Source organism: Streptomyces sp. LZ34, assembly GCF_053890475.1.
Genome location: NZ_CM132680.1, coordinates 2,943,760 through 2,966,680, shown reverse-complemented (window position 1 = coordinate 2,966,680; position 22,921 = coordinate 2,943,760). Strand labels below are relative to the sequence as shown.

General features: G+C 71.9%; 20 protein-coding genes. 15 read left to right on the top strand and 5 right to left on the bottom strand.

What is annotated here, in order from left to right:
- Positions 1 to 10: 10 nt before the first annotated feature.
- From hpnC to ACWY4P_RS11015, 10 genes are all read left to right on the top strand, one after another.
- On the top strand, positions 11 to 994 hold the full coding sequence (gene hpnC, locus ACWY4P_RS11060) for a squalene synthase HpnC (protein ID WP_456212883.1): 984 nt from the start codon (positions 11 to 13) through the stop codon (positions 992 to 994).
- Positions 991 to 1,953 (top strand): presqualene diphosphate synthase HpnD, encoded by a 963-nt coding sequence (hpnD, locus tag ACWY4P_RS11055; protein WP_456210230.1) that lies wholly within the window; start codon positions 991 to 993, stop codon positions 1,951 to 1,953. The genes hpnC and hpnD overlap by 4 nt, the downstream gene beginning before the upstream one ends.
- A 212-nt stretch (positions 1,954 to 2,165) precedes the next feature.
- Positions 2,166 to 3,578, top strand: coding sequence for a hydroxysqualene dehydroxylase HpnE (hpnE, locus tag ACWY4P_RS11050; protein ID WP_456210228.1), 1,413 nt, complete (start codon positions 2,166 to 2,168; stop codon positions 3,576 to 3,578).
- Complete coding sequence (locus tag ACWY4P_RS11045; RefSeq protein ID WP_456210226.1) at positions 3,575 to 4,672, top strand: polyprenyl synthetase family protein; 1,098 nt, start codon at positions 3,575 to 3,577, stop codon at positions 4,670 to 4,672. The genes hpnE and ACWY4P_RS11045 overlap by 4 nt, the downstream gene beginning before the upstream one ends.
- 108 nt (positions 4,673 to 4,780) lie before the next feature.
- Positions 4,781 to 6,721 (top strand): squalene--hopene cyclase, encoded by a 1,941-nt coding sequence (gene shc, locus ACWY4P_RS11040; RefSeq protein WP_456210225.1) that lies wholly within the window; start codon positions 4,781 to 4,783, stop codon positions 6,719 to 6,721.
- Positions 6,721 to 7,530: a phosphorylase family protein gene (locus ACWY4P_RS11035; RefSeq protein WP_456210223.1), complete on the top strand. Its 810-nt coding sequence runs from the start codon at positions 6,721 to 6,723 to the stop codon at positions 7,528 to 7,530. The genes shc and ACWY4P_RS11035 overlap by 1 nt, the downstream gene beginning before the upstream one ends.
- Complete coding sequence (gene hpnH, locus ACWY4P_RS11030) at positions 7,457 to 8,482, top strand: adenosyl-hopene transferase HpnH (RefSeq protein WP_456210222.1); 1,026 nt, start codon at positions 7,457 to 7,459, stop codon at positions 8,480 to 8,482. Before ACWY4P_RS11035 ends, hpnH begins: the two co-directional genes overlap by 74 nt.
- A 4-nt stretch (positions 8,483 to 8,486) precedes the next feature.
- Positions 8,487 to 9,650 carry a flavodoxin-dependent (E)-4-hydroxy-3-methylbut-2-enyl-diphosphate synthase gene (gene ispG, locus ACWY4P_RS11025; protein WP_456210220.1) on the top strand — a complete coding sequence of 388 codons (1,164 nt, stop codon included), beginning with the start codon at positions 8,487 to 8,489 and terminating at the stop codon, positions 9,648 to 9,650.
- A gap of 32 nt (positions 9,651 to 9,682) precedes the next feature.
- Positions 9,683 to 11,725 carry a 1-deoxy-D-xylulose-5-phosphate synthase gene (gene dxs / locus ACWY4P_RS11020; protein WP_456210218.1) on the top strand — a complete coding sequence of 681 codons (2,043 nt, stop codon included), beginning with the start codon at positions 9,683 to 9,685 and terminating at the stop codon, positions 11,723 to 11,725.
- On the top strand, positions 11,722 to 13,122 hold the full coding sequence (locus tag ACWY4P_RS11015; RefSeq protein WP_456210216.1) for an aspartate aminotransferase family protein: 1,401 nt from the start codon (positions 11,722 to 11,724) through the stop codon (positions 13,120 to 13,122). The genes dxs and ACWY4P_RS11015 overlap by 4 nt, the downstream gene beginning before the upstream one ends.
- 31 nt (positions 13,123 to 13,153) lie before the next feature.
- On the opposite strand, the gene ACWY4P_RS11010 is transcribed toward ACWY4P_RS11015, so the two are convergent.
- Complete coding sequence (locus tag ACWY4P_RS11010; protein ID WP_456210214.1) at positions 13,154 to 13,963, bottom strand: tyrosine-protein phosphatase; 810 nt, start codon at positions 13,961 to 13,963, stop codon at positions 13,154 to 13,156.
- A gap of 216 nt (positions 13,964 to 14,179) precedes the next feature.
- Between ACWY4P_RS11010 and ACWY4P_RS11005 the strand changes: the two genes are divergently transcribed.
- On the top strand, positions 14,180 to 16,294 hold the full coding sequence (locus ACWY4P_RS11005; RefSeq protein WP_456210212.1) for an alpha-galactosidase: 2,115 nt from the start codon (positions 14,180 to 14,182) through the stop codon (positions 16,292 to 16,294).
- Between the two features lie 79 nt (positions 16,295 to 16,373).
- The gene (locus tag ACWY4P_RS11000; protein WP_456210210.1) at positions 16,374 to 17,198 is read left to right on the top strand and encodes an SGNH/GDSL hydrolase family protein; all 825 of its coding nucleotides are present in this window, start codon (positions 16,374 to 16,376) and stop codon (positions 17,196 to 17,198) included.
- A 108-nt stretch (positions 17,199 to 17,306) separates the two neighbouring features.
- Here the strand turns inward: ACWY4P_RS11000 and ACWY4P_RS10995 are convergent, their stop codons facing one another.
- Positions 17,307 to 17,615: an ATP-binding protein gene (locus ACWY4P_RS10995; RefSeq protein WP_456212882.1), complete on the bottom strand. Its 309-nt coding sequence runs from the start codon at positions 17,613 to 17,615 to the stop codon at positions 17,307 to 17,309.
- 268 nt (positions 17,616 to 17,883) lie between these two features.
- Here ACWY4P_RS10995 and ACWY4P_RS10990 point away from each other — a divergent pair, with 268 nt between their 5' ends.
- From ACWY4P_RS10990 to ACWY4P_RS10980, 3 genes are read left to right on the top strand one after another with little or no spacing between them, the layout of a single operon-like run.
- Entirely contained in the window at positions 17,884 to 18,750 is an 867-nt protein-coding gene (locus ACWY4P_RS10990; RefSeq protein WP_456210208.1) for a helix-turn-helix domain-containing protein, read from the top strand.
- Between the two features lie 12 nt (positions 18,751 to 18,762).
- Positions 18,763 to 19,005, top strand: coding sequence for a DUF397 domain-containing protein (locus ACWY4P_RS10985; protein WP_456212881.1), 243 nt, complete (start codon positions 18,763 to 18,765; stop codon positions 19,003 to 19,005).
- 37 nt (positions 19,006 to 19,042) lie between these two features.
- Positions 19,043 to 19,858, top strand: a complete 816-nt coding sequence (locus tag ACWY4P_RS10980; RefSeq protein WP_456210207.1) for an SAM-dependent methyltransferase — start codon at positions 19,043 to 19,045, stop codon at positions 19,856 to 19,858.
- Here the strand turns inward: ACWY4P_RS10980 and ACWY4P_RS10975 are convergent.
- The 3 genes from ACWY4P_RS10975 to ACWY4P_RS10965 are packed head-to-tail and all read right to left on the bottom strand — an operon-like array spanning position 19,796 to position 22,918.
- Positions 19,796 to 20,710 (bottom strand): STM4011 family radical SAM protein, encoded by a 915-nt coding sequence (locus ACWY4P_RS10975; protein ID WP_456210205.1) that lies wholly within the window; start codon positions 20,708 to 20,710, stop codon positions 19,796 to 19,798. The genes ACWY4P_RS10980 and ACWY4P_RS10975 overlap by 63 nt on opposite strands.
- A 10-nt stretch (positions 20,711 to 20,720) precedes the next feature.
- Positions 20,721 to 22,118, bottom strand: coding sequence for an STM4012 family radical SAM protein (locus ACWY4P_RS10970; RefSeq protein WP_456210203.1), 1,398 nt, complete (start codon positions 22,116 to 22,118; stop codon positions 20,721 to 20,723).
- Complete coding sequence (locus ACWY4P_RS10965) at positions 22,115 to 22,918, bottom strand: STM4013/SEN3800 family hydrolase (RefSeq protein WP_456212880.1); 804 nt, start codon at positions 22,916 to 22,918, stop codon at positions 22,115 to 22,117. Before ACWY4P_RS10965 ends, ACWY4P_RS10970 begins: the two co-directional genes overlap by 4 nt.
- Positions 22,919 to 22,921 lie beyond the last annotated feature (3 nt).

The window sequence follows — 22,921 nt, the reverse complement described above, 5'->3', positions numbered from 1 at the left end:
CACGGTGACCGTGGAGGACGAGCGCAGCGGGTTCCATAGCACGTCCAGCGGTCCCCTCGACGGGCAGGAGGCCGCCCGTGCCGTACTCGACAAGGCCGCGCACGAGAACTTCCCCGTCGCTCCCTTCTTCCTCCCTCGCGCCTGGCGGGCCGATCTCATGGCGATCTACGGCTACGCCCGTCTGGTCGACGACATCGGCGACGGCGACCTTCCCCCCGGCGGCTCCGACGCCGAACTGCTGGGCCTCCACCGCGACCGGGCCGACGACCCGCTCGCGATGCTCGACGCCTTCGAGAACGACCTACGGCGCGTCTTCGACGACCCGGGCAACCCGGGCGGCGCAGCCGGCGCAGCCAGTACAGGGGGGGTGTCCGCGGGCCCCCGCCATCCGCTGCTGCGCGCGCTGCGCCCCACGGTCCGCCGCCACCGGCTGCCCCCCGAGCCGTTCCTCGGCCTGATCGAGGCGAACCGGCAGGACCAGCGGGTGCGCCGGTACGCCACCTACGAGGACCTCCTCGGCTACTGCGAACTGTCCGCCAACCCCGTGGGCCGCCTGGTGCTCGGCGTGACCGGCACCACCAGCCCCGAGCGGGTCCGCCGCTCCGACGCGATCTGCACCGCACTCCAGATCGTCGAACATCTACAGGACGTCGCCGAGGACCTCGGCCGCGACCGCGTCTACCTCCCCGCCGAGGACATGAAGAGCTTCGGCGTGACCGAGGCCGATCTCGCCGCTCCCACGGCCGGTGCCCCGGTGCGCGCCCTGATCGCCCATGAGGCGGCCCGCGCCGAAACCCTGCTGAATGAAGGGACCCCCCTCGTGGGTAGCGTCCACGGCAGGCTCAAGTGGTTGCTCGCCGGGTTCGTGGCAGGGGGACGGGCCGCCCTGAGGGCGGTCGCGGCCGCGGGATACGACGTACTTCCTGGACCGCCCAGACCCACCAAGCTCAGCGTGCTGCGCGAGGCGGGGGCGACACTGCGAAGAGAGGGGTGAGCCGGACCGTGACCGGAGCTCCGCACGCGTCCGCACCAGTGCTCGCGGCGTACCGGTACTGCGAGGCCGTGACCGGGCAGCAGGCCCGTAACTTCGCGTACGGGATCAGGCTGCTGCCCACCGAGAAGCGCCGGGCGATGTCGGCGCTCTACGCCTTCTCGCGCCGTATCGACGACATCGGGGACGGCCGCCTGGACGGCGACGCCAAGCGGGTGCGGCTCGCCGAGACCCGCGCCGTGCTCGACCGCGTCAGGAACGGCGCGATCGAGGAGGACGACACCGACCCGGTCGCCGTGGCGCTCGCCCATGCCGCGCGCCGCTTCCCGATCCCGCTGGGCGGGCTCGACGAGCTGATCGACGGCGTGCTGATGGACGTGGCCGGCCAGACCTATGAGACCTGGGACGACCTCAAGGCCTACTGCCGCTGTGTCGCGGGCGCCATCGGGCGGCTCTCCCTCGGCGTCTTCGGCACCGTGAGCGCCCCCGGGATGAGCGCGCGCGAGATCGAGCGCGCCCCCGAGTACGCCGATACGCTCGGCCTGGCCCTGCAACTCACCAACATCCTCCGGGACATCCGCGAGGACGCCGCCGGCGGCCGCACCTATCTGCCCGCCGACGACCTCGCCAAGTTCGGCTGCCCCGCGGGCATTCACACCTCGATCGCCCCGCCGGACGCCGACTTCACGGGACTGGTGCAGTTCGAGGTCCGGCGGGCCAGGATCCTGTTCACCGAGGGCTACAAGCTGCTGCCGATGCTGGACCGCCGCAGCGGTGCCTGTGTGGCCGCCATGGCGGGCATCTACCGCAGACTCCTGGAGCGCATCGCCCGCGACCCGGAGGCCGTCCTGCGCGGCCGGGTCTCGCTCCCCGGCCGCGAGAAGGCGTACGTCGCCGTCCGCGGCCTGGCCGGGCTCGACGCCCGCGCCGCCGCCCGCCGCACCGCCGGGGGACGGCCATGACCCTCCCGGCGGACCCGCACCCACGCCGCCCCAGCCCAGCCCCAAGCCCCAGCCCAGCCCCAAGCTCACGCCCTGACCCCAGCCCAAGCCCCCAGGCCGACCCCGGCCGGCGGGGTGGAGAGACAGCAGGCCGCCCCCACGGGGCGGCCGCGCCGTCGCGGGCGAAGAAGGCAGGCGGTCCGGGCGCGGGCGGCGGCGGGTCGCGGGGCTCGGTGGCCGTCGTGGGCGGCGGCCTCGCGGGCACCACGGCGGCGCTCGCGCTCGCCGACGCCGGGCTGCGCGTGACGGTGCTGGAGGGGCGCCCCCGGCTGGGCGGGCTCGCCTTCTCCTTCCGCCGTCCGTCCCCCGTCGGCGAGCTGACCGTCGACAACGGCCAGCATGTGTATCTGCGCTGCTGTTCCGCCTACCGGTGGTTCCTCGACCGGGTCGGCGGCTCCCGGCTCGCCCCGCTACAGGGCAGGCTTGACGTGCCCGTCCTGGACGCCGACGGGCGGCCGGGACGGCGGCTCGGCCGGCTGCGCCGCGCTGCCCTGCCCGTACCGCTGCACCTGGCCGCGAGCCTCGCCACCTACCCGCACCTCTCCCTCGCCGAGCGCGCCCAGGTGGGGCGCGCCGCGCTCGCCCTGGGGCGGCTCGACCCGGCCGACCCGGCCCTGGACGGGGTGGGCTTCGCCGACTGGCTGCGCCGCCACGGACAGTCGCCGCGTGCCGTGGAGGCGCTGTGGGACCTGGTCGGGGTCGCCACGCTCAACGCCACCGCCCGCGACGCCTCGCTCGGCCTGGCCGCCATGGTCTTCAAGACCGGGCTGCTCTCCCACCCCGGCGCGGCCGACATCGGCTGGGCGCGCACCCCGCTCGGCGAGCTGCACGACACCCTCGCCCGCGCGGCCCTGGACACCGCGGGCGTGGCCTGCGAGCTGCGCGCCAAGGTGACCGCCGTCACCCGCACCGCCCAGGGCCGCTGGAGCGTGCACAAGGCGGGCGCCGCGCCGCTGGAGGCGGACGCGGTGGTGCTGGCCGTGCCGCAGCGCGAGGCACACGCCCTGCTCCCCGAGGGCGCTCTGGACGCCCCGGAGCGGCTGCTGCGCATCGGCACCGCGCCGATCCTCAACATCCATGTGGTTTACGATCGCAAAGTCATGCGCCGCCCCTTCTTCGCCGCGATCGGCACCCCCGTCCAGTGGGTCTTCGACCGCACCGACGCCTCGGGCCTGGCGCGGCTCCCCGGGGCGGGGGACAGCCAGTACCTGGCCCTGTCCCAGTCCGCGGCGCACCAGGAGATCGAGCTCCCGGCCGCCGAGCTGCGCGCCCGCTATCTGCCCGAGCTGGAGCGGCTGCTGCCCGCCGCCCGCGGCGCCGCGGTGCGCGACTTCTTCGTCACCCGGGAGCGCACCGCGACCTTCGCCCCCACCCCCGGCGTCGGGCGGCTGCGCCCCGACGCCCCCACGAACGCGCCCGGCCTGTACCTGGCCGGTGCGTGGACCGCCACCGGCTGGCCCGCGACCATGGAGGGCGCGGTGCGCAGCGGGCTGTCCGCCGCCCGCACGGCCCTCTCCGACCTCGGCCGCCCGCATCGCGACCCGCCCCCCGCCTCCGGCCGGGGGACCCCCAAGGAGGCGGTATGAGCACCACCACACAGAACCAAGGAGAGACCGTGACCCCGGCGACCCCAGCAGCCGACACCGCAGGCGTGATCGCGCTGCTCGAGCGCGGACGCACGCTTGCCACGCCGGTGCTGCGCGCCGCCGTGGACCGGCTGGCTCCGCCCATGGACACCGTGGCCGCCTATCACTTCGGCTGGATCGACGCCGAGGGCCGCCCGGCCGCGGGTGACGGCGGCAAGGCCGTCCGCCCCGCCCTCGCGCTGCTGTCCGCCGAGGTGGCGGGCCAGGCCGCCGAGGTGGGGGTGCCCGGCGCGGTCGCGGTGGAGCTGGTGCACAACTTCTCGCTGCTGCACGACGACCTGATGGACGGCGACGAACAGCGCCGCCACCGCGACACCGTGTGGAAGGTGCACGGACCGGCGCAGGCCATCCTCGTGGGCGACGCGCTGTTCGCCCTGGCCGGCGAGATACTGCTGGAACTGGGCACGGTGGAGGCCGGGCGCGCCACCCGCCGGCTCACCTCCGCGACCCGCAAGCTCATCGACGGCCAGGCCCAGGACATCAGCTACGAGCACCGCGAGCGGGTCACCGTCGCTGAGTGCCTGGAGATGGAGGGCAACAAGACCGGCGCGCTGCTCGCCTGTGCCGCCTCCATCGGCGCCGTCCTCGGCGGCGCCGACGACCGCACCGCCGACACCCTGGAGCGGTACGGCTACCACCTCGGGCTCGCCTTCCAGGCCGTGGACGACCTGCTCGGCATCTGGGGCGACCCCGACGCCACGGGCAAGCAGACCTGGAGCGATCTGCGCCAGCGCAAGAAGTCGCTGCCGGTGGTGGCCGCCCTCGACGCGGGTGGCGAGGCCTCCGAGCGTCTCGCCCGGCTGCTCGCGGCCGACGCGAAGAAGACCGAGGCCGAGTTCGCCGACTTCGACGAGGAGGAGTTCGCCGCCCGCGCGGCCTTGATCGAGCAGGCCGGCGGCCGCGACTGGACCTCGCAGGAGGCCCGCCGACAGCACGCCACCGCTGTCGCGGCGCTCGACCAGGTGGACATGGAGGATCGGGTCCGGGCGCAGTTCGTGGCGCTCGCCGATTTCGTCGTCGTACGAGAGAGATGATCGCTATCGACCGCATATAGCTCGCAGTCGCCGGCCGGCACCCAGCCGGGGTGCCGGCCGACGGAAGCCCCACGACGGCAGAGATCTCACACTGCAAAAGGGGAAGCCATGACAGCGACAACCGTCCATCCGCCCGAGCCCCTCGACCCCGCGACCTTAGCGCTTGCCCGGGAGGCGACAGCCCGGGCCACCCGCCACCTGTTGGACCGTCAGGACGAACAGGGCTGGTGGAAGGGCGACCTGGAGACCAACGTCACCATGGACGCCGAAGACCTGATGCTCCGCCAGTTCCTCGGCATCCAGGACCCGGCCACGCTCGAAGCCGCCGCCCGCTACCTCCGCTCCGAGCAGCGCGAGGACGGCACCTGGGCCACCTTCCACGGCGGCCCCCCGGAGCTCTCCGCCACCATCGAGGCGTACGTCGGCCTGCGGCTGGCCGGAGACCGGCCGGACGCGCCCCACATGGCCGCCGCCTCCGCGTGGGTGCGCGAGCACGGCGGCATCGCGAGCAGCCGGGTGTTCACCCGTATCTGGCTGGCGCTGTTCGGCTGGTGGAAGTGGGAGGACCTGCCCGAGCTGCCGCCGGAGATCATCTACTTTCCGAAGTGGTTGCCGCTCAACATCTACGACTTCGGCTGCTGGGCGCGGCAGACCATCGTGCCGCTCACCGTCGTCTCGGCCAAGCGCCCCGTACGGCCCGCGCCCTTCCTCCTCGACGAACTCCACACCGGCCCCCGGCGGCCCGGCCCGCGCCGGCCCGCCCCCCTCGCCTCCTGGGACGGCGCCTTCCAGCGTCTGGACCGGGCGCTGCACGCCTACCGCAAGGTGGCGGTCGGGCCGTTGCGCCGGGCCGCGCTGAGATCCTGTGCCCGCTGGATCGTCGAGCGGCAGGAGAACGACGGCTGCTGGGGCGGCATCCAGCCGCCCGCCGTGTACTCGCTGATCGCCCTGCACCTCCTCGGCTACGACCTCGACCACCCCGTGATGCGCGCCGGGCTGGCCTCCCTGGACCGCTTCGCGGTGTGGCGCGACGATGGCAGCCGGATGGTCGAGGCCTGCCAGTCGCCGGTCTGGGACACCTGTCTGGCGACCATCGCGCTCGTCGACGCCGGGCTGGCCCCGGACCACCCCGCGCTGGTCAAGGCCGCGGACTGGATGCTCGACGAGCAGGTCACCCGGCCCGGCGACTGGTCGGTGCGGCGCCCCGGGCTGCCCTCCGGCGGCTGGGCGTTCGAATTCCACAACGACAACTACCCCGACACCGACGACACCGCCGAGGTGATCCTGGCGCTGCGCCGGGTGCGCCACCCCGACCCCGAGCGGGTCGAGGCGGCCGTGCGGCGCGGGACGCGCTGGACGCTCGGCATGCAGTCCAGCGACGGCGCGTGGGGCGCCTTCGACGTGGACAACACCAGCCGGCTGCCCAACCGGCTGCCGTTCTGCGACTTCGGGGAGGTCATCGACCCGCCGTCGGCCGATGTCACCGCGCATGTCGTCGAAATGCTCGCCTACGAGGGCAGGGCCCAGGACCCGGCCGCGCGCCGCGGCGTCGCCTGGCTGCTGGCCGAGCAGGAGGCCGACGGACCCTGGTTCGGCCGCTGGGGGACGAACTATGTCTACGGCACGGGCTCCGTCGTCCCGGCGCTGGTGGCGGCCGGGGTCCCCGGCTCCCACCCGGCGATCCGCCGTGCCGTCCGCTGGCTGGAGAGCGTCCAGAACGAGGACGGCGGGTGGGGCGAGGACCAGCGCTCCTACCCCGACCGGCAGTGGGCCGGACGGGGCGCCTCCACCGCCTCGCAGACGGCATGGGCGCTGATGGCCCTGCTGGCGGCGGGGGAGCGGGAGAGCAAGGTGGTCGAGCGCGGGGTGACCTGGCTCGCCGAGACCCAGGCGGACGACGGGTCCTGGGACGAGCCGCACTTCACCGGCACCGGCTTCCCCTGGGACTTCTCCATCAACTACCACCTGTACCGGCAGGTCTTCCCGGTCACCGCGCTGGGGCGGTACGTCAACGGCGAGCCCGCCGTGGCGCGGCCGCGGAGGTCCTGATGGCCCCCGGCCCGGCCCCGGCTCCCTCCCCGCACCAGGGCGAGGATCCGCACCAGGGCGAGGATCCGTTCCGGGGCGAGGGCCAGGCGCCGCTGCTGATCGCCTGCGCGCTCGGCATCGAGCGGTTCGCCCTGCGCGGCGGCGACTTCGGCGAGGCCGCCGGGCCGGTGACCGTGGAGCGCACCGGCATGGGGCCGCAGGCGGCCGAGCGCGCGGTGACGCGCGCGCTCGCCGAGGGCGACCAGCGCGGCGGGGGCGCGGCCCGCGCCGCCGTCATCGCCACCGGCTTCTGCGCCGGCCTGGCCCCCGGGATGCACCCGGGCGACCTGGTGGTGGCCGACGAGACCCGGGACGGTGCGGGCCGCACGCCGTGCACCGGCACCGCGGTCCTCGCCGACGCGCTCACCCGTCTGGCTCGGGCCGGACCGGGGCGCACCGTCCACATCGGCCCGCTCGCCGGGTCCGGTCATGTCGTACGGGGCGCCGAGCGGGTCCGGCTGCACGCCACCGGTGCGATCGCGGTGGACATGGAATCCGCCGCGACGCTCCGGACCGCCGTGGCGGCCGGGGTACGCCCGGTTGCGGCTGTACGAGTGATCGTGGACGCTCCTGAACATGAGCTCGTCCGTATCGGAACACTGCGCGGGGGAATATCTGCATTCCGCGTACTACGCACCATCCTTCCCGCTTTCTTTACCTGGCACCGTTCTTCGCTGCTCCCAGGAGGTGAGCTAGATGGCCATGCCGCTTCGCCAGACCATCCGGGTCGCGACGTATCTCTTCGACCAGAAAGTGATCAAGCGTCGTGACAAGTTTCCGCTGATTGTCGAGCTCGAGCCGTTGTATGCCTGCAACCTGAAGTGCGAGGGATGCGGGAAGATCCAGCACCCCGCCGGCGTGCTGAAGCAGCGGATGCCGGTCGCCCAGGCGGTGGGCGCGGTGCTGGAGTCCGGCGCGCCGATGGTGTCCATCGCGGGCGGCGAGCCCCTGATGCACCCGCAGATCGATGAGATCGTGCGGCAGCTGGTGGAGCGCCGGAAGTATGTCTTCCTGTGCACCAATGCCGTGCTGCTGCGCAAGAAGATCCACAAATTCAAGCCCTCTCCCTATTTCGCCTTCGCGGTGCACATCGACGGGCTGCGCGAGCGGCACGACGAGTCGGTCGCGAAGGAGGGGGTGTTCGACGAGGCGGTCGAGGCCATCAAGGAAGCGCAGCGGCGCGGCTTCCGGGTGACCACCAATTCCACCTTCTTCAACACCGACACCCCGCAGACCGTCATCGAGGTGCTCAACTTCCTCAACGACGAACTCAAGGTGGACGAGATGATGATCTCGCCCGCGTACGCCTATGAGAAGGCGCCCGACCAGGAACACTTCCTGGGGGTCGAGCAGACCCGAGAACTGTTCAAGAAGGTCTTCGCAGGCGGCAACCGGCGGCGCTGGCGCTTCAATCACAGCCCGCTCTTCCTGGATTTCCTGGAGGGCAAGACCGACTTCCCCTGCACCGCGTGGGGTATCCCCAACTACTCGCTCTTCGGCTGGCAGCGCCCCTGCTATCTGATGGCCGACGGATATGTCCCCACCTACCGTCAGCTCGTCGAGGAGACCGACTGGGAGAAGTACGGCCGCGGCAAGGACCCGCGCTGCGACAACTGCATGGCCCACTGCGGCTATGAGCCGACCGCCGTGCTGGCCACGATGGGCTCCCTCAAGGAGTCGCTGCGCGCCGCCCGCGAAACGGCCTCCGGAAGCCGCGGCTGACGTCATGACATCAGCGGGGATTGATCTGGGGCTTCCCTCGGTGCCGCCCCGGCCTCTGGCGGCGCGCCGTGTGTCGCGGCGGCTGCGGGTCGGGTCGGTGGCGGTGGGCGGGGACGCGCCGGTGTCGGTGCAGTCGATGACGACGACGGTGACGGCGGATGTGGGTGCGACGCTGCAGCAGATCGCGGAGCTGACGGCGTCGGGGTGTCAGATCGTGCGGGTGGCGTGTCCGTCGCAGGATGATGCGGACGCGTTGCCGGTGATCGCGAGGAAGTCGCAGATTCCGGTGATCGCGGATATTCATTTCCAGCCGAAGTATGTGTTCGCGGCGATTGATGCCGGGTGTGCTGCGGTGCGGGTGAATCCGGGGAATATCCGGCAGTTCGACGACAAGGTGAAGGAGATCGCGAAGGCCGCGTCGGATGCGGGGACCCCGATCCGGATCGGGGTGAACGCGGGGTCGTTGGACAAGCGGCTGCTGGCGAAGTACGGGAAGGCGACGCCGGAGGCGTTGGTGGAGTCGGCGTTGTGGGAGTGCTCGCTGTTCGAGGAGCACGGGTTCCGGGATATCAAGATCTCGGTGAAGCACAACGATCCGGTGGTGATGATCAATGCTTATCAGCAGCTGGCGGAGCGGTGTGACTATCCGCTGCATCTGGGGGTGACGGAGGCGGGGCCGGCGTTCCAGGGGACGATCAAGTCGGCGGTGGCGTTCGGTGCGCTGTTGAGTGAGGGGATCGGGGACACGATCCGGGTGTCGTTGTCGGCGCCTCCGGTGGAGGAGGTGAAGGTCGGTATCCAGATTCTGGAGTCGTTGAATCTGCGGCAGCGGCGGTTGGAGATCGTGTCGTGTCCGTCGTGTGGTCGGGCGCAGGTGGATGTGTACAGGTTGGCGGATGAGGTCACGGCGGGTCTGGAGGGTATGGAGGTGCCGTTGCGGGTCGCGGTGATGGGGTGTGTGGTCAATGGTCCTGGTGAGGCGCGTGAGGCGGATCTGGGGGTGGCCTCGGGGAATGGGAAGGGGCAGATCTTTGTGAAGGGTGAGGTGATCAAGACCGTGCCCGAGTCGAAGATCGTGGAGACCCTGATCGACGAGGCAATGAAGATCGCCGAGCGGATGGAGGACGACGGGGCCCCTTCGGGTACCCCCGAGGTCACCGTGAGCTGATACACGCAGATACGCAAGGAGGGGATCCGCGCATGCCACTACTGGAGCGCGTCCGGGGCCCGCGTGACCTCAAAGCGCTGACCGAGGGACAGCTGGCCGAACTGGCGGAGGAGATCCGTCAGTTCCTGATCACCGCGGTGGCCAGAACCGGCGGACACCTGGGCCCCAACCTCGGTGTCGTCGAGCTGTCCATAGCACTGCACCGCGTCTTCGACTCGCCCGTGGACCGCATCCTGTGGGACACCGGGCACCAGTCCTACGTCCACAAACTGCTCACCGGCCGCCAGGACTTCTCCAAGCTCCGCGGCAAGGGCGGCCTGTCCGGCTACCCTTCGCGCGCCGAGTCCGAGCACGACGTCATCGAGAACAGCCACGCCTCCACCGTCCTCGGCTGGGCCGACGGCCTGGCCAAGGCCAACGAGGTGCTCGGCCGCACCGACCGGCATGTCGTCGCGGTCATCGGCGACGGCGCGCTGACCGGCGGCATGGCCTGGGAGGCGCTCAACAACATCGCCGCCGCCCGGGACCGCCCGCTGATCATCGTCGTCAACGACAACGAGCGCTCCTACGCGCCCACCATCGGCGGCCTCGCCAACCACCTGGCCACCCTCCGCACCACCGACGGCTATGAGCGCTTTCTGGCCTGGGGCAAGGACGTACTGCAGCGCACGCCCGTGGTCGGCCAGCCGCTGTACGAGTCGCTGCACGGCGCCAAGAAGGGGTTCAAGGACGCCTTCGCGCCGCAGGGCATGTTCGAGGACCTGGGTCTGAAGTACGTCGGCCCCATCGACGGACATGACATCGCGGCCGTCGAATCCGCCCTGCGCCGGGCCCGGCGCTTCCACGGCCCGGTCCTCGTCCACTGCCTCACCCAGAAGGGCCGCGGCTACCGGCCCGCGCTGGAGGACGAGGCCGACCGCTTCCACACGGTCGGCGCCATGGACCCGCTGACCTGCGCGCCCCTCGCACCCTCCGGCGGCCGGTCGTGGACCTCGGTGTTCGGCGAGGAGATGGTACGGATCGGCGCCGAGCGCCCCGACGTGGTGGCGATCACCGCCGCGATGCTGGACCCGGTCGGCCTGACCGAGTTCGCCCGGGCGTATCCGCGGCGGGTGTGGGACGTCGGCATCGCCGAGCAGCACGCCGCGGTCTCCGCCGCCGGTCTGGCGACCGGCGGGCTGCACCCGGTCTTCGCCGTCTACGCCACCTTCCTCAACCGCGCCTTCGACCAGCTGCTGATGGACGTCGCCCTGCACAGGTGCGGGGTGACCTTCGTCCTGGACCGCGCGGGCGTCACCGGCACCGACGGGCCCAGCCACAACGGCATGTGGGACATGTCCCTCCTCCAGGTGGTGCCGGGCCTGCGGGTCGCCGCTCCGCGCGACGCGGACCAGCTGCGCGCCCAGCTGCGCGAGGCGCTCGACGTGGCCGACGCGCCGACCGTCATCCGCTTCCCGAAGGAGTCGGTGGGCGAGCCGATCCCGGCGCTCGGCCGCGTCGGCGGCATGGATGTGCTGCGGCACGGGGGTCCGGAACCGGCCGACCACGGCGGCGGCGGTGATGTGCTGCTGGTCGTGGCCGGGGTGATGGCCCAGGTCGGCCTGGCGGCCGCCGGGCTGCTGGCCGAGCGCGGCATCGGCTGCACGGTCGTCGACCCGCGCTGGGTCAAGCCCGTCGACGCCGCTCTGCCCGGGCTGGCGGCGCGCCACCGCGCCGTGGCCGTCGTCGAGGACAACAGCCGCACCGGCGGGGTGGGGGCGGCGGTGGCGCAGGCGCTGCGCGACGCCGAGGTGGATCTGCCGGTGCGCACCTTCGGCATCCCCGAGGCGTTCCTGGCACACGCCAGGCGCGGGGAGGTGCTGGCCGACCTCGGGCTCACACCCGCCGAGATCGCGGGCCGGATCGGCGCGGCCCTGGCCCGTATCGACGCCTCCGCCACCGAGCCCGTCACCGCCCCCGTTACCACCGTCACCACCGCCCCCGTTACCACCGTCACCACCGGCGCCGGTGGCGGGCGGCGCGCGGCCACCGCCCGGCCGGCCCCGCCCGCGGCCCGCAAGGAGAAGGACGCATGACAGCAGCCGAGCAGCGATCGGGCTTCGACCTCGGGAAGCTCCTGGCCGAGCGCGGGTCCGAGCGGTACGACCTGCATGCGCGGCACCTCAACCACCAGCTGCCGCGCATGCTGCACACCATCGGCTTCGACAAGGTCTACGAGCGGGCCGAGGGCGCGTACTTCTGGGACGACGAGGACCGGGACTACCTCGATATGCTCGCCGGCTTCGGGGTGATGGGCCTGGGCCGCCACCACCCGGTCGTCCGCAAGGCGCTGCACGACGTCCTGGACGCCCAGCTGGCCGATCTGACCCGCTTCGACTGCCAGCCGCTGCCCGGCCTGCTCGCCGAGAAGCTGCTCGGCCATGCCCCGCACCTGGACCGGGTCTTCTTCGGCAACAGCGGCACGGAGGCGGTGGAGACCGCCTTGAAGTTCGCCCGGTACGCGACGGGCAAGCCGCGCGTCCTGTACTGCGCGCACGCCTTCCACGGCCTGACGACCGGTTCGCTGTCGGTCAACGGAGAGGACTCCTTCCGCAAGGGGTTCGCCCCGCTGCTGCCGGACACGGCGATTCCGCTCGGCGACCTGGCCGCGCTGGAGCGGGAGCTGAGGCGCCGCGATGTGGCCGGGTTCGTCGTCGAGCCGATCCAGGGCAAGGGCGTCCACGAGACCCCGCCCGGCTTTCTGCGCGCCGCCCAGGAGCTGCTGCGGAGGCACAAGGCGCTGCTGATCGCCGACGAGGTGCAGACGGGGCTCGGCCGGACCGGGGACTTCTTCGCCTACCAGCACGAGGCGGGCGTGGAGCCGGACCTGGTGTGCGTGGCCAAGGCCCTGTCGGGCGGGTATGTGCCCGTCGGCGCGACGCTCGGCAAGGACTGGATCTTCAAGCGCGTCTATGCGTCGATGGACCGGGTGCTGGTCCACTCGGCGAGCTTCGGCGCCAACGCGCAGGCGATGGCGGCGGGTCTGGCCGTCCTCGCGGTCATGGAGGACGACCAGGTCGTCGAGAACGCCCGGCACACCGGCGACCTGCTGCGCACCCGCCTCGCCGCGCTGGTGGACCGCTATGAGCTGCTCCACGAGGTGCGCGGCCGCGGGCTGATGATCGGCATCGAGTTCGGGAAGCCGACCTCGCTGGGGCTGCGCAGCCGCTGGGCGATGCTACAGGCGGCCCGCAAGGGGCTGTTCGCGCAGATGGTGGTGGTGCCGCTGCTACAGCGGCACCGCATTCTCACCCAGGTCTCCGGCGACCATCTGGAGGTCATCAAGCTGATTCCGCCGCTGATCATCGGGGAGCCGGAAGTGGACCGCTTCGTCGAGGCGTTCACGGCCGTCATGGACGACGCGCACGGGGGCGGCGGGCTGATGTGGGACTTCGGACGGACGCTCGTCAAGCAGGCGCTGGCCCACCGCTGACCCCTCCGGCGCTTCATGCACCTCAACCGCCTCAGGTGGCGAGAAGCCGCTCCCGCAGCCGCTCCCGCTTGGCCGCGTCGAGCCCGAGCCCCCGGACGAGGTACTCCTCGGTGTCGCCCCAGGTCTCCTCGATGGCCTCGAACGCGGCCGCCAGATACTCGGCGCGGGCGTCGAAGAGCGGCGCGAGCAGCGCCATGACCTCGGGGGACATCCCGTCCTCGGCGTGTGAGGCGCGCCACACCTTATAGCGGCGGTGGACGGCGGCCGACTCCAGGTAGTCGGCCTCGATGGCGTCCCGCTCCACACCGAGGGCCAGCAGGGTCACCGCGATCGACAGGCCCGCGCGGTCCTTGCCGGCCGAACAGTGCATCAGCGCGGGCGCGCCGCCGTCCGCGAGCTCGTCGAGCACCCGGCTGTGCTCGGCGGTCCGGGTGGTGATGATCAAGCGGTACGAGTCGATCATCCGCTGCTCCGCCCGCCCCGCGCCGAGCATCTCGCGCAGGGTGGCCAGATCTCCCTCGCGGACCATGGTCCAGAACCCCGCGCCGTCGGCCGGGTCGGACAGCGGGAGGTTGACGGTCCGCACGCCCGAGAGCGCGACGTCCAGGCCTTCGAGCTTGATGTCGGCGGAGTTCCGGAAGTCGAAGACGGTGTGCAGCCCGAGCGAGTCGAGGAACGCGGTGTCGCTGTCGGTGGCATGCGCCAGATGGCCGCTGCGGAACAGTACGCCACGCCCCATACGCCGCCCGTCCACGGTCGGCAGACCGCCCACGTCCCGGAAGTTGCGCACCCCCGTGAGCTCGGGCTCGGTCGACGGGACCTGCGGCGTCTGCTGCGTCACGGGCGCTCCTTCGGCTCGGCCGCCGGCGCCGCTCGTCGGCGAGGCGGGCTGTGCTGACCATACGGCATGCGTGTGCGGGGGCGACCGGTCCGCGATCGGGTGGCGATCGGGCGGGGATCGGTCGGCGATCGGTCGGGTCGAGGGGCGCTCCGGGCATTGCGCGCCGGGTGCGCTGCCCCCGATGATGTTCCGGTCTGTGTGGAATTGGGGAGAGTGATGATCGAAATCGGTGGTAGTGGTCGGATCTGGCTGCTGTCAGGTCGGCGCAGCAGCTATGCGCTGCACCTCACGGAGAACGACGAGTTGCTTCACCTCCACTGGGGCCCGCGCATCGCGCTCCCCGACGCGGAGGCGCTCGCGCTCAAGTCCGGCAGCCTCTCGTCGATGGAGTGGGGATTCGAATCATCCCTGGACGGGCGCGAAGAGTTCCCGGTGGAAGGCGGGCCCCGCTTCGTACGCCCCGCCCTGTCGGTGCGGTCGCAGGGCGTCAGGGGTACCGAGTGGCGCTTCGAGCGGGGCGTGGTGACCGACTCCGGGGAGGAGCTGCGGCTCCACTTCCACGACCCGCTGCACCACCTCGCCCTCACCCTCCACTACCGGATGCGCGACGACTTCGACGTGGTCGAGCGCTGGACCACCGCGGCCCACGCGGGCGGCCCGGAGGACGCCCCCCTGGAGCTGCTGCGCGTCGACTCCGCCGCTTGGTCCCTCCCGGCGCGCGACCGCTGGCGGCTGACGCATCTGTACGGGCGCTGGGCCGCCGAGAGCCAGGTGGCGCGCGCCGACCTCACGCCCGGCGAGAAGGTCCTCGGCAGCCGTCGCGGCCACACCAGCCACCAGCATCTGCCCTGGATAGCCCTGGACGCCGGCGAGGCCACCGAAGAACACGGCGAGGTGCACAGCTGCGCCCTCGCCTGGTCCGGGTCCTGGCGGATCGCCGTCCAGCGGCTGCCCGTCGGCACCGTGCAGGCGGTCGGCGGCGTCGGCCATGACGACTCGGGCCAGCTGAGCCTGGCGCCCGGCGAGTCCTTCACCACGCCCGTCTTCGCGGGCCTGTGGACCGACGGCGGATTCGGCGCCGCCAGCCGCGCCTGGCACGCCTGGCAGCTGGCCCAGGTGATCCCCGGCGCCGAGCGGCACCGGCCGGTGCTCTACAACTCCTGGGAAGCCACCTTCTTCGACGTCAGCGCGGAGCAGCAGCGCGGACTCGCCCGCCGCGCCGCCGAGATGGGCGTGGAGCTGTTCGTCGTCGACGACGGCTGGTTCGGGGCGCGCACCAACGACCGCGCCGGGCTCGGCGACTGGACCCCCAACCTCGACCGCTTCCCCGGCGGCCTGAAGCCCCTCGCGGACGAGGTGCACGCGCTGGGCATGCAGTTCGGCATCTGGGTCGAGCCGGAGATGGTCAACGCCGACAGCGACCTCTACCGGGCCCACCCCGACTGGGTGCAGCACCACCCCGGCCGCACCCGCACCGAGTTCCGCAACCAGCTGGTGCTCAACCTCGCCCGGCCCGACGTACGGGAGCACCTGTGGGAGCGGCTGGACACCCTGCTCTCCAGCGCGCCCATCGACTATGTCAAATGGGACTTCAACCGCTCCTTCTCGGACGCGGGGTGGCCGGGCGACCCGTACCCCCAGCGGCTGTGGATCGAGCATGTGCGGGGGCTGTACGAGCTCCTGGGGCGCCTGCGGGCCGCGCACCCGGGCGTCGCCTTCGAATCCTGCTCGGGCGGGGGAGGCCGGATCGACCTGGGCGTCCTCTCGCTCACCGACCAGGTGTGGACCTCGGACAACACCGACCCGCTGGACCGGCTGGCCATCCAGCACGGCTTCAGCCAGCTGCACCCGGCCCGCGTCATGGCCGCCTGGGTCACCGACACCCCCAACGCCCTGGGCAATCAGCGCGTCACCTCGCTGCGCTTCCGCTTCGTCAGCGCGATGGCCGGGGTGCTGGGGGTGGGCGGCGACCTGAGCCGGTGGAGCGAGGAGGAACTCGCCGAGGCGCGTGACTGGGTGACGCTCTACAAGCGCATCCGGCCCGTCGTCCAGCACGGCGAGCTGTACCGGCTGCGGCCGCCGGGGGACGGCGGGCTCACCGCGGTGCAGTACGTGCGCGGCGAGGAGACCGTGGTGCTGGCGTGGCTACAGGCGCAGACCCTCGGCGAGCGGCAGCCCGGGCTGCGGCTGCGCGGGCTCGACCCCGAGAGCCGGTACGAGGACCTGGAGACCGGGACGGTCCACCGGGGGGCCGTACTCAGCCACCACGGCCTCGAGACAGGACTGCGTCGCGACCTGGACGCCGCCGTATTCCACCTTCGGCGGATCTGACCGGGTGGGATAGATCACCCCTGGTCAACCCCTGCCTACGGTGGCGTAGGTCACGCGCCAGGGTGGAGGATGTCGGGACGTGGCAGATGATGCGAAGAGACTCAACAGCGGTGTGATCGGGTCGTACGCCGCCATCGGGGACAGCTTCACCGAGGGCGTCGGCGACCCGGATCCCGAAGGCGTTTTCATCGGCTGGGCGGACCGGCTGGCCGTCCTGCTCTCCGACCGGCATGCCGGAGCCGGGCCCACCGGCGGCCCGGCTCCGGCCGACTTCCGCTACGCCAACCTCGCCGTACGCGGCCGGCTCCTCGACCAGATCGTCGAGGAGCAGGTCCCGCGCGCGATGGAACTCGGCCCCGATCTGGTGACCTTCTGCGCGGGCGGCAACGACATCCTGCGGCCCGGCAGCGACCCCGACGACGTCGCCGAGCGCTACGAGGCGGCCGTGGCCCAGCTCACCTCCCATGTCGGCACGGTGCTGCTGTGCACGGGGTTCGACACGCGCGGCGTGCCGGTGCTGCGCCATCTGCGCGGCAAGATCGCCACGTATACGGCCCATGTGCGGGCGATCGCGGACCGATACCAGAGCCCGGTGCTCGACCTGTGGTCACTGCGCTCCGTACAGGACCGGCGGGCCTGGGACGAGGATCGGCTGCACCTGTCGCCCGACGGACACACCCGGGTCGCGCTGCGCGCCGGGCAGGTGCTCGGCCTCGACGTGCCGGCCGACCCGGACCAGCCGTGGCCGCCGGAGGGGCCGCGTACGGCCGCCGAGGTGCGCCGGGACAACCTCCACTGGGCGCGGGAACATCTGGTGCCCTGGATCGGCCGACGGCTGCGCGGGGAGTCGTCGGGGGACCATGTGGAGCCCAAGCGGCCGGATCTGCTGCCGCTGCGGCCCTGAGGGCTCGCGCGGGGAGATCCGGGCACCTCCCAAGAGGAACAGCGAAACGGCGAAGAGAAAACAGCGACGAGAAACAGCGAAGTCGAAGCGGGGTCGCGCCAGGGGAGCCTAAGCTAGGTAGGCCCACACGGCGCGGCCCGTGCCGTCGGCGTCCGGTCTGACGCCCCATGCCTCGGACAGGGCCTCGACCAGCATCAGCCCGCGTCCGCCCTCCTGGTCCACGCTCACCGACCGGGCCTGCGGCTCCGTGCGCGCGCACCCTTGGTCGGCCACTTCCAACCGCAAGCGCTTGCCCATGAGCTGCATTGTGCACCGGACCTCCTCACTGGAGGTGTGGCGCACGGCGTTGGTGAAGAGCTCGGAGACGACCAACTCGGCGTTGTCGCACATCTCCTGCCTGGCGCCCCATGAGCACAGCCGCAGTACGACCAGCCTTCTCGCCTCCGCGACGGAAGTGCTCAGTGCCGGAAGACGAAACGCGTCCTGCAGGCACGGAGCGGAGAGCGAGCCGCTGCGCCCTAACCGGAGAGCCTCATAGGAAGGAGCCACGTCGCCACTATGCTCTGCGCCACTCGCGTATGGCAAGGTTCAATCTGTAAATTGCAGAATCGAAGAGACAGTCTGTTGCTGAGGCTGAGTGCGTGCCAGACTGCTGTGATGTGAAGGTAGTTGGAGGGGGACGGTAGTGCCGGATGCGCGGGCGGGCGGCGCCCCGACCGTCCTGAGAGTCGTGCTCGGCAAGCGGCTGCAGGACCTGAGGGAGAAGGCCGGGCTGTCATACGAGCGGGCGGGCCGCGCCCTCGACGTCACCCATGCCACGATCCGCCGCATGGAGAAGGCCGAGGTCGGCCTGAGGCTCCCGTATGTCGAGAAGCTGCTGCGCACCTACGGAGTCACCGACCCGGAAGAGGTCGAGGGATTCCTTTCCCTCGCGCGCGAGGCCAACAAGCCCGGCTGGTGGCACCGCTTCCGGGACGTGCTGCCGGGGTGGTTCAACACCTTCGTCAGCCTGGAGGGCGAGGCCAACCTCATCCGGGCCTACGAGCCGCACTATGTCCCCGGGCTGCTGCAGACCGAGGGCTACGCCCGTGCGGTGATGTCCGCCGGAATGCCGCACGCGCTCGACTCGGAGACCGAGCGCAATGTCGCCCTGCGGATGGAGCGGCAGTCCCTCCTCACACGTCCCGACCCGCCCATGCTGTGGGTGGTGATGGACGAAACCGTGCTGCGCCGTCCCATCGGCGGGCCCGAGGTCATGCGCGATCAGATCACGCGGCTGATCGAAGCCGCGGCGATGCCCAACATCAGGTTGCAGATCATGCCGTTCGACGCCGGGCCGCACCCGGCGATGTACGGCCCCTTCCATATCTTCCGGTTCCCGATCCCGGAGCTGCCGGATATCGCGTACACGGAGACGCTCGTCAGCGGCTCCTACTTCGACCAGCGCGATGATGTATCGGCGTTCCTGGAGGCCTTGGACCGGATGTGTGCGCAGGCCGCGCCTGCACAGACCACTCAGGCCATTCTGAGTGGCATTCGCAAGGAGATCTGATCGATGGATCGCATGCGCAGGGACCGCGTCTACAGCGGAATGCCGGCGACGGACCTCGGCACCGAGGGCTGGCACAAGCCGTGGAGTGGTGGCAACGGGGGAAGTTGCGTCGAGGCGATGAGGCTGAAGGACGGGCGAGTGGCGCTGCGCCAGTCCACGGATCCCGACGGACCTGCCCTCATCTACACGCACCTGGAGATGAAGCGGTTCATCCAGGGTGCGAAAGCCGGCGAAGCGGACTTCCTGCTCGCCTGACGCGGCCACGGGTCACAGGGGAGTGAGTGACCGAAAAATGGAGAACGGTGTGACCGACCAAGGATTCTCCGTCCAGGAGATAGATACCAGCACGCCTCATCCGGCCCGGATGTACGACTACTACCTCGGGGGCTGGGACAACTACGAGGTCGACCGCAGGGCGGCCGACCGCATTCTCGAAGGGACGCCGACCATCCGCGGCACCGCCCGCGCCAACCGGGAGTTTCTGCTCCGGGCCGTGCGCACCGTCGTCGCGGGCGGGATACGGCAGATCATCGACATCGGGACCGGTATCCCGACGTCGCCGAACACCCATGAGATTGCCCGGGAGATCGCGCCGGAAACCCGAGTGGTCTATATCGACAACGATCCGATCGTCGCCACCCACGCGAGCGCCAAGCTGACGAACACGGGTGGCACGGGCTTCGCGCTGGGGGATGTGCGCAAGCCCGCCGAGGTCCTCGACCGGCCCGCGGTGCGGGAGTTCGTCGACTTCACCAAGCCGGTGGCGGTGCTGCTGGTCGCGGTGTTGCACTTCGTCAAGGACGAGGAGGACCCGGCCGGGATCGTCGCCGCCCTCACCGAACGGCTGGTTCCGGGCAGCTGTCTGGTGATCAGCCACGGCACCCTGGACTTCACCGACCGAGCCGACGTCGCCGCGGAGGTGTACCGGAAGTCCACGGCCAGCCTCAACCTGCGCGGCCACGCCGAGATCCTGCCGTTCTTCGACGGGTTTCCGCTGCTGGAGCCCGGCCTGGTCCAGGTGCCGCTGTGGCGGCCGGACGGCCGCTCACCGGAGCGGAGGAAACGCGCCGACGCGGGCGTTTACGGCGGGGTGGGGCGCAAGCCCTGAGCCCGCGCCGACGGCGGCCGGAATCCGCTCCAGCACCCCGCCCGCGAACACGTCGTACAGCGGCAGCGACTCCAGGTGCACATAGCCGATGTGGCAGTCGCAGACCGCGAGCGGGCAGGGGCGGGGCGCGAGGGCCGGGCGGTACGAGCCGTCGTAGAGGTTGCCCAGCTCCGCACGGACGAAATGGCAGCGGCGCACCGTGCCGTCGCCGTCCACCGAGATCACCGAGGCGCCGGTCCGGCATGGGAGGCCGGCGCTTCGGTGCGCATGGCGGCTGTAGCCGAACAGCGGGTCGAGCGCGGTCCACTCGGCCGCTTCCTCGTTCGTATAGGAGCGCCCCTCGGCGGCGTTGACCCACAGATAGACCTGCGTGGGCAGATCGGCGCGCAGCCTCCGGGCGGGCTCCAGGTGCTCGGGCAGGCCGACGATGCCGACGCTGTGGCGCACCCCGAGCGCCGCCAGCTCACGGCTCTTGGCCAGAAACCGGTCGTACGGCGTCTGGCCCGGGTGGAAGGTGCACCACAGCGCCAGGGTGTCCAGGTCGGCCTCCGCCAGCCAGCCCGTACGGCAGCTCAGATTCGTCTGCATCGCCACCCGCGCGATCTGCGGCAGCCGGCTGAGCTCGGTCAGCGCACGGCGGTACCAGGAGCGCACCAGGCCCTCACCCCACGGGGTGAACAGCACCGACAGCCGGTCGCCGGTGTTCGCCGCGGCCCACGCGGTGAAGCGCTCCAGGGCGGCCCGGTCGGCGCGCAGCTGCTCCGGGGTGTCGCGCCGCTTGGCGAACGGGCAGTACGGGCAGTCGTAGTCGCACGAGGCCAGCGGGCCTCGGTAGAGGATCGTCAGGTCCACGCCGGCCGCCTCACTTCAGGTCGTAGTCGGCCATGGCGGCGCGCACCGCCGGGGAGAACAGCTCGGGCCCCAGCGCGTCGGAGTGCGCCAGCCCCTCGGGGGAGAGCCGCAGCAGGCCGGGGGCGGCGTCCGGATCCAGCCAGCCGCGCTCGGCGAACCGCGCCAGCTCGGTGGGGAAGTCCTCGGCCGGGTCGGTGCCGAACCGGGCCCGGTAGCCGGCGACCGGCATCCCCTCCGCCTGTAGGACCGACTGGAGGAGGTGGCGCCGCCGGGCCTCGTCGGCGGTCATCGCGCGGCCCACCTCGGCGCGCGCGAAGTCGGCCGCGGGCCGGGCCGTGTAGTCGTCGATGATGCCGCGGATCTCCCGCATGTCCACCGCGTAGTCGAACGAGTAGTGCAGCGCGGAGGTGTACGAGCGGGCGCCGCAGCCCAGCCCGACCATGCCGTCGGTCTGGCAGGCGTAGTCCTCCCCGCCGGTCCCGGGCGCGCCCGCCCCGACAGAGCCCAGGCGGCGGAACATGCGCATCGACACCTGCTCATAGCCATGGGCGAGCAGATGGTCCCGGCCCGAGCGGTACAGCCGCAGCCGCTGGGCGTCCCACTCCGCGTCCGTGGCCGCCGCGTCGCGGCGCCCCAGACCGGTCAGCGGGCGCACGTACAGCGGATACAGATACAGCTCCTCGGGGCGCCAGGCCAGGGCGGCGTCCAGCGACTGCCGCCAACTCCGCTCGGTCTGCCCGTCGATGCCGTAGATCAGGTCGATGTTCAGCACGGGGATACCGGCCTCGCGGATCCGCCCCAGCGCGGCCTCGACATCGGCCCGGTGCTGCGGCCGCACCGCCGAGCGCGCCTCGGCGTCCACAAAGCTCTGCACCCCCAGGCTCAGCCGGGTGGTGCCGCGCTCGGCCAGCACGGCCAGCCGGTCGGCGGTGGCGGTGGCCGGGGAGGCCTCGACCGAGAGCGGAACGGCCGCCAGATCGGCCCCCATCCGGCGGCCCGCGACATCGCACAGCCGCTCCAGCTCGGCCGCCTCCAGGAAGGTCGGGGTGCCGCCGCCGAAGGCGGCCGTGGCGAAGCGGGCCCCCTCGCCGAGAGCCTCGCGGACCGTGTCCGCCTGCCGCTCCAGGGCGTCGAGATAGGCGCTCACCAGCCCCTCGGGGGCGCCGACGCGCGTGAAGAGGTTGCAGAAGCCGCAGCGCACCTCGCAGAAGGGGATGTGCACATACAGCGACAGCGAGTCCTTGGGCTCGGCCGCCCACAGGTCGCGCAGCGCGGGGCGCGGGTCCAGCGGGCGGTAGGCGGTCTTGTGCGGGTACGCGTAGACATACGACTGGTACGGGCTGACAGTGCCGGGGGTGCCGGCGACACCGGTGTTGGTGTTGGTGCTGGCAGTGGTGCTGGTGCTCATGAGGCCTCGAGGAAGAAGTGGGTGTACGGCACGGTCCAGACGACTTCATGGCCGAGCCGGTGGCCCGTGTAGCCGTCGTCTCCGTACGCGGTGCCGTGGTCGGAGCAGACGATCGCGAAGCCGGGGCCGCGGTCGCCCATCGCGGAGAACAGCCGGCCGATGTGCCGGTCGACGTACTCCAGCGCGGCGGCGTGTGTGGCGCGCGAGTCGCCCGCCTCACGGGTCGCGCCGGGCAGATGGAACCAGTTGGGCTGGTGCAGCGCCGAGACGTTCACAAAGAGGAACAGCCGTCGGTCCGGCGCCGGCCCGGCGATGACCTTCTCGGCACACGCGACCTGCGCCTCGAAGGAGGTGGGGGACGGAACGCCGAACTCCGGCTCCCAGTGGCTCTCCTGGAAGAGGCCGGGGAGCACCGAGCCCAGCGGGCCCCGCTTGTTGAAGAACCCCACCCCGCCCACGCACACCGTGTGGTACCCGGCGGCCGCGAGCCCGGACACCAGGTCCGGGGTGTCGAACACAAAGGTCCCCTCGGCGGTGGTCTCGCTGCCCGCGAACCGGGCGGCGAACAGCCGCCGGTGCGGGCCCGGCGTGGCCGGCGTGGGCAGGAACCCGGCGAACATCGCCTGGTGCGAGGCGTAGGTGAAGCTGCCCGGCGCATGCCGCTTGTCCCATACCCCGCCGGGGAGCCGGCTCGCCAGATGCGGGATCCGGCCCTCGGCCGCCAGCTCGGCCGCCACGTCGTAGCGCAGCGTGTCCAAGGTGACCAGCAGCAGATCGTGGCTGCCCACGACCTCGTTCATATC

What these genes read in the sequence shown, in the direction of transcription:
- ACWY4P_RS10970 (WP_456210203.1), bottom strand. Translation starts at nt 22,118, where the DNA reads ATGAGCACCAGCACCACTGCCAGCACCAACACCAACACCGGTGTCGCC.
- ACWY4P_RS11035 (WP_456210223.1), top strand. Translation starts at nt 6,721, where the DNA reads ATGGCCCCCGGCCCGGCCCCGGCTCCCTCCCCGCACCAGGGCGAGGAT.
- ACWY4P_RS10980 (WP_456210207.1), top strand. Translation starts at nt 19,043, where the DNA reads ATGGAGAACGGTGTGACCGACCAAGGATTCTCCGTCCAGGAGATAGAT.
- shc (WP_456210225.1), top strand. Translation starts at nt 4,781, where the DNA reads ATGACAGCGACAACCGTCCATCCGCCCGAGCCCCTCGACCCCGCGACC.
- ACWY4P_RS10965 (WP_456212880.1), bottom strand. Translation starts at nt 22,918, where the DNA reads ATGAACGAGGTCGTGGGCAGCCACGATCTGCTGCTGGTCACCTTGGAC.
- hpnH (WP_456210222.1), top strand. Translation starts at nt 7,457, where the DNA reads ATGGCCATGCCGCTTCGCCAGACCATCCGGGTCGCGACGTATCTCTTC.
- ACWY4P_RS11005 (WP_456210212.1), top strand. Translation starts at nt 14,180, where the DNA reads ATGATCGAAATCGGTGGTAGTGGTCGGATCTGGCTGCTGTCAGGTCGG.
- ispG (WP_456210220.1), top strand. Translation starts at nt 8,487, where the DNA reads ATGACATCAGCGGGGATTGATCTGGGGCTTCCCTCGGTGCCGCCCCGG.
- ACWY4P_RS10985 (WP_456212881.1), top strand. Translation starts at nt 18,763, where the DNA reads ATGCGCAGGGACCGCGTCTACAGCGGAATGCCGGCGACGGACCTCGGC.
- ACWY4P_RS11015 (WP_456210216.1), top strand. Translation starts at nt 11,722, where the DNA reads ATGACAGCAGCCGAGCAGCGATCGGGCTTCGACCTCGGGAAGCTCCTG.
- ACWY4P_RS11045 (WP_456210226.1), top strand. Translation starts at nt 3,575, where the DNA reads ATGAGCACCACCACACAGAACCAAGGAGAGACCGTGACCCCGGCGACC.
- dxs (WP_456210218.1), top strand. Translation starts at nt 9,683, where the DNA reads ATGCCACTACTGGAGCGCGTCCGGGGCCCGCGTGACCTCAAAGCGCTG.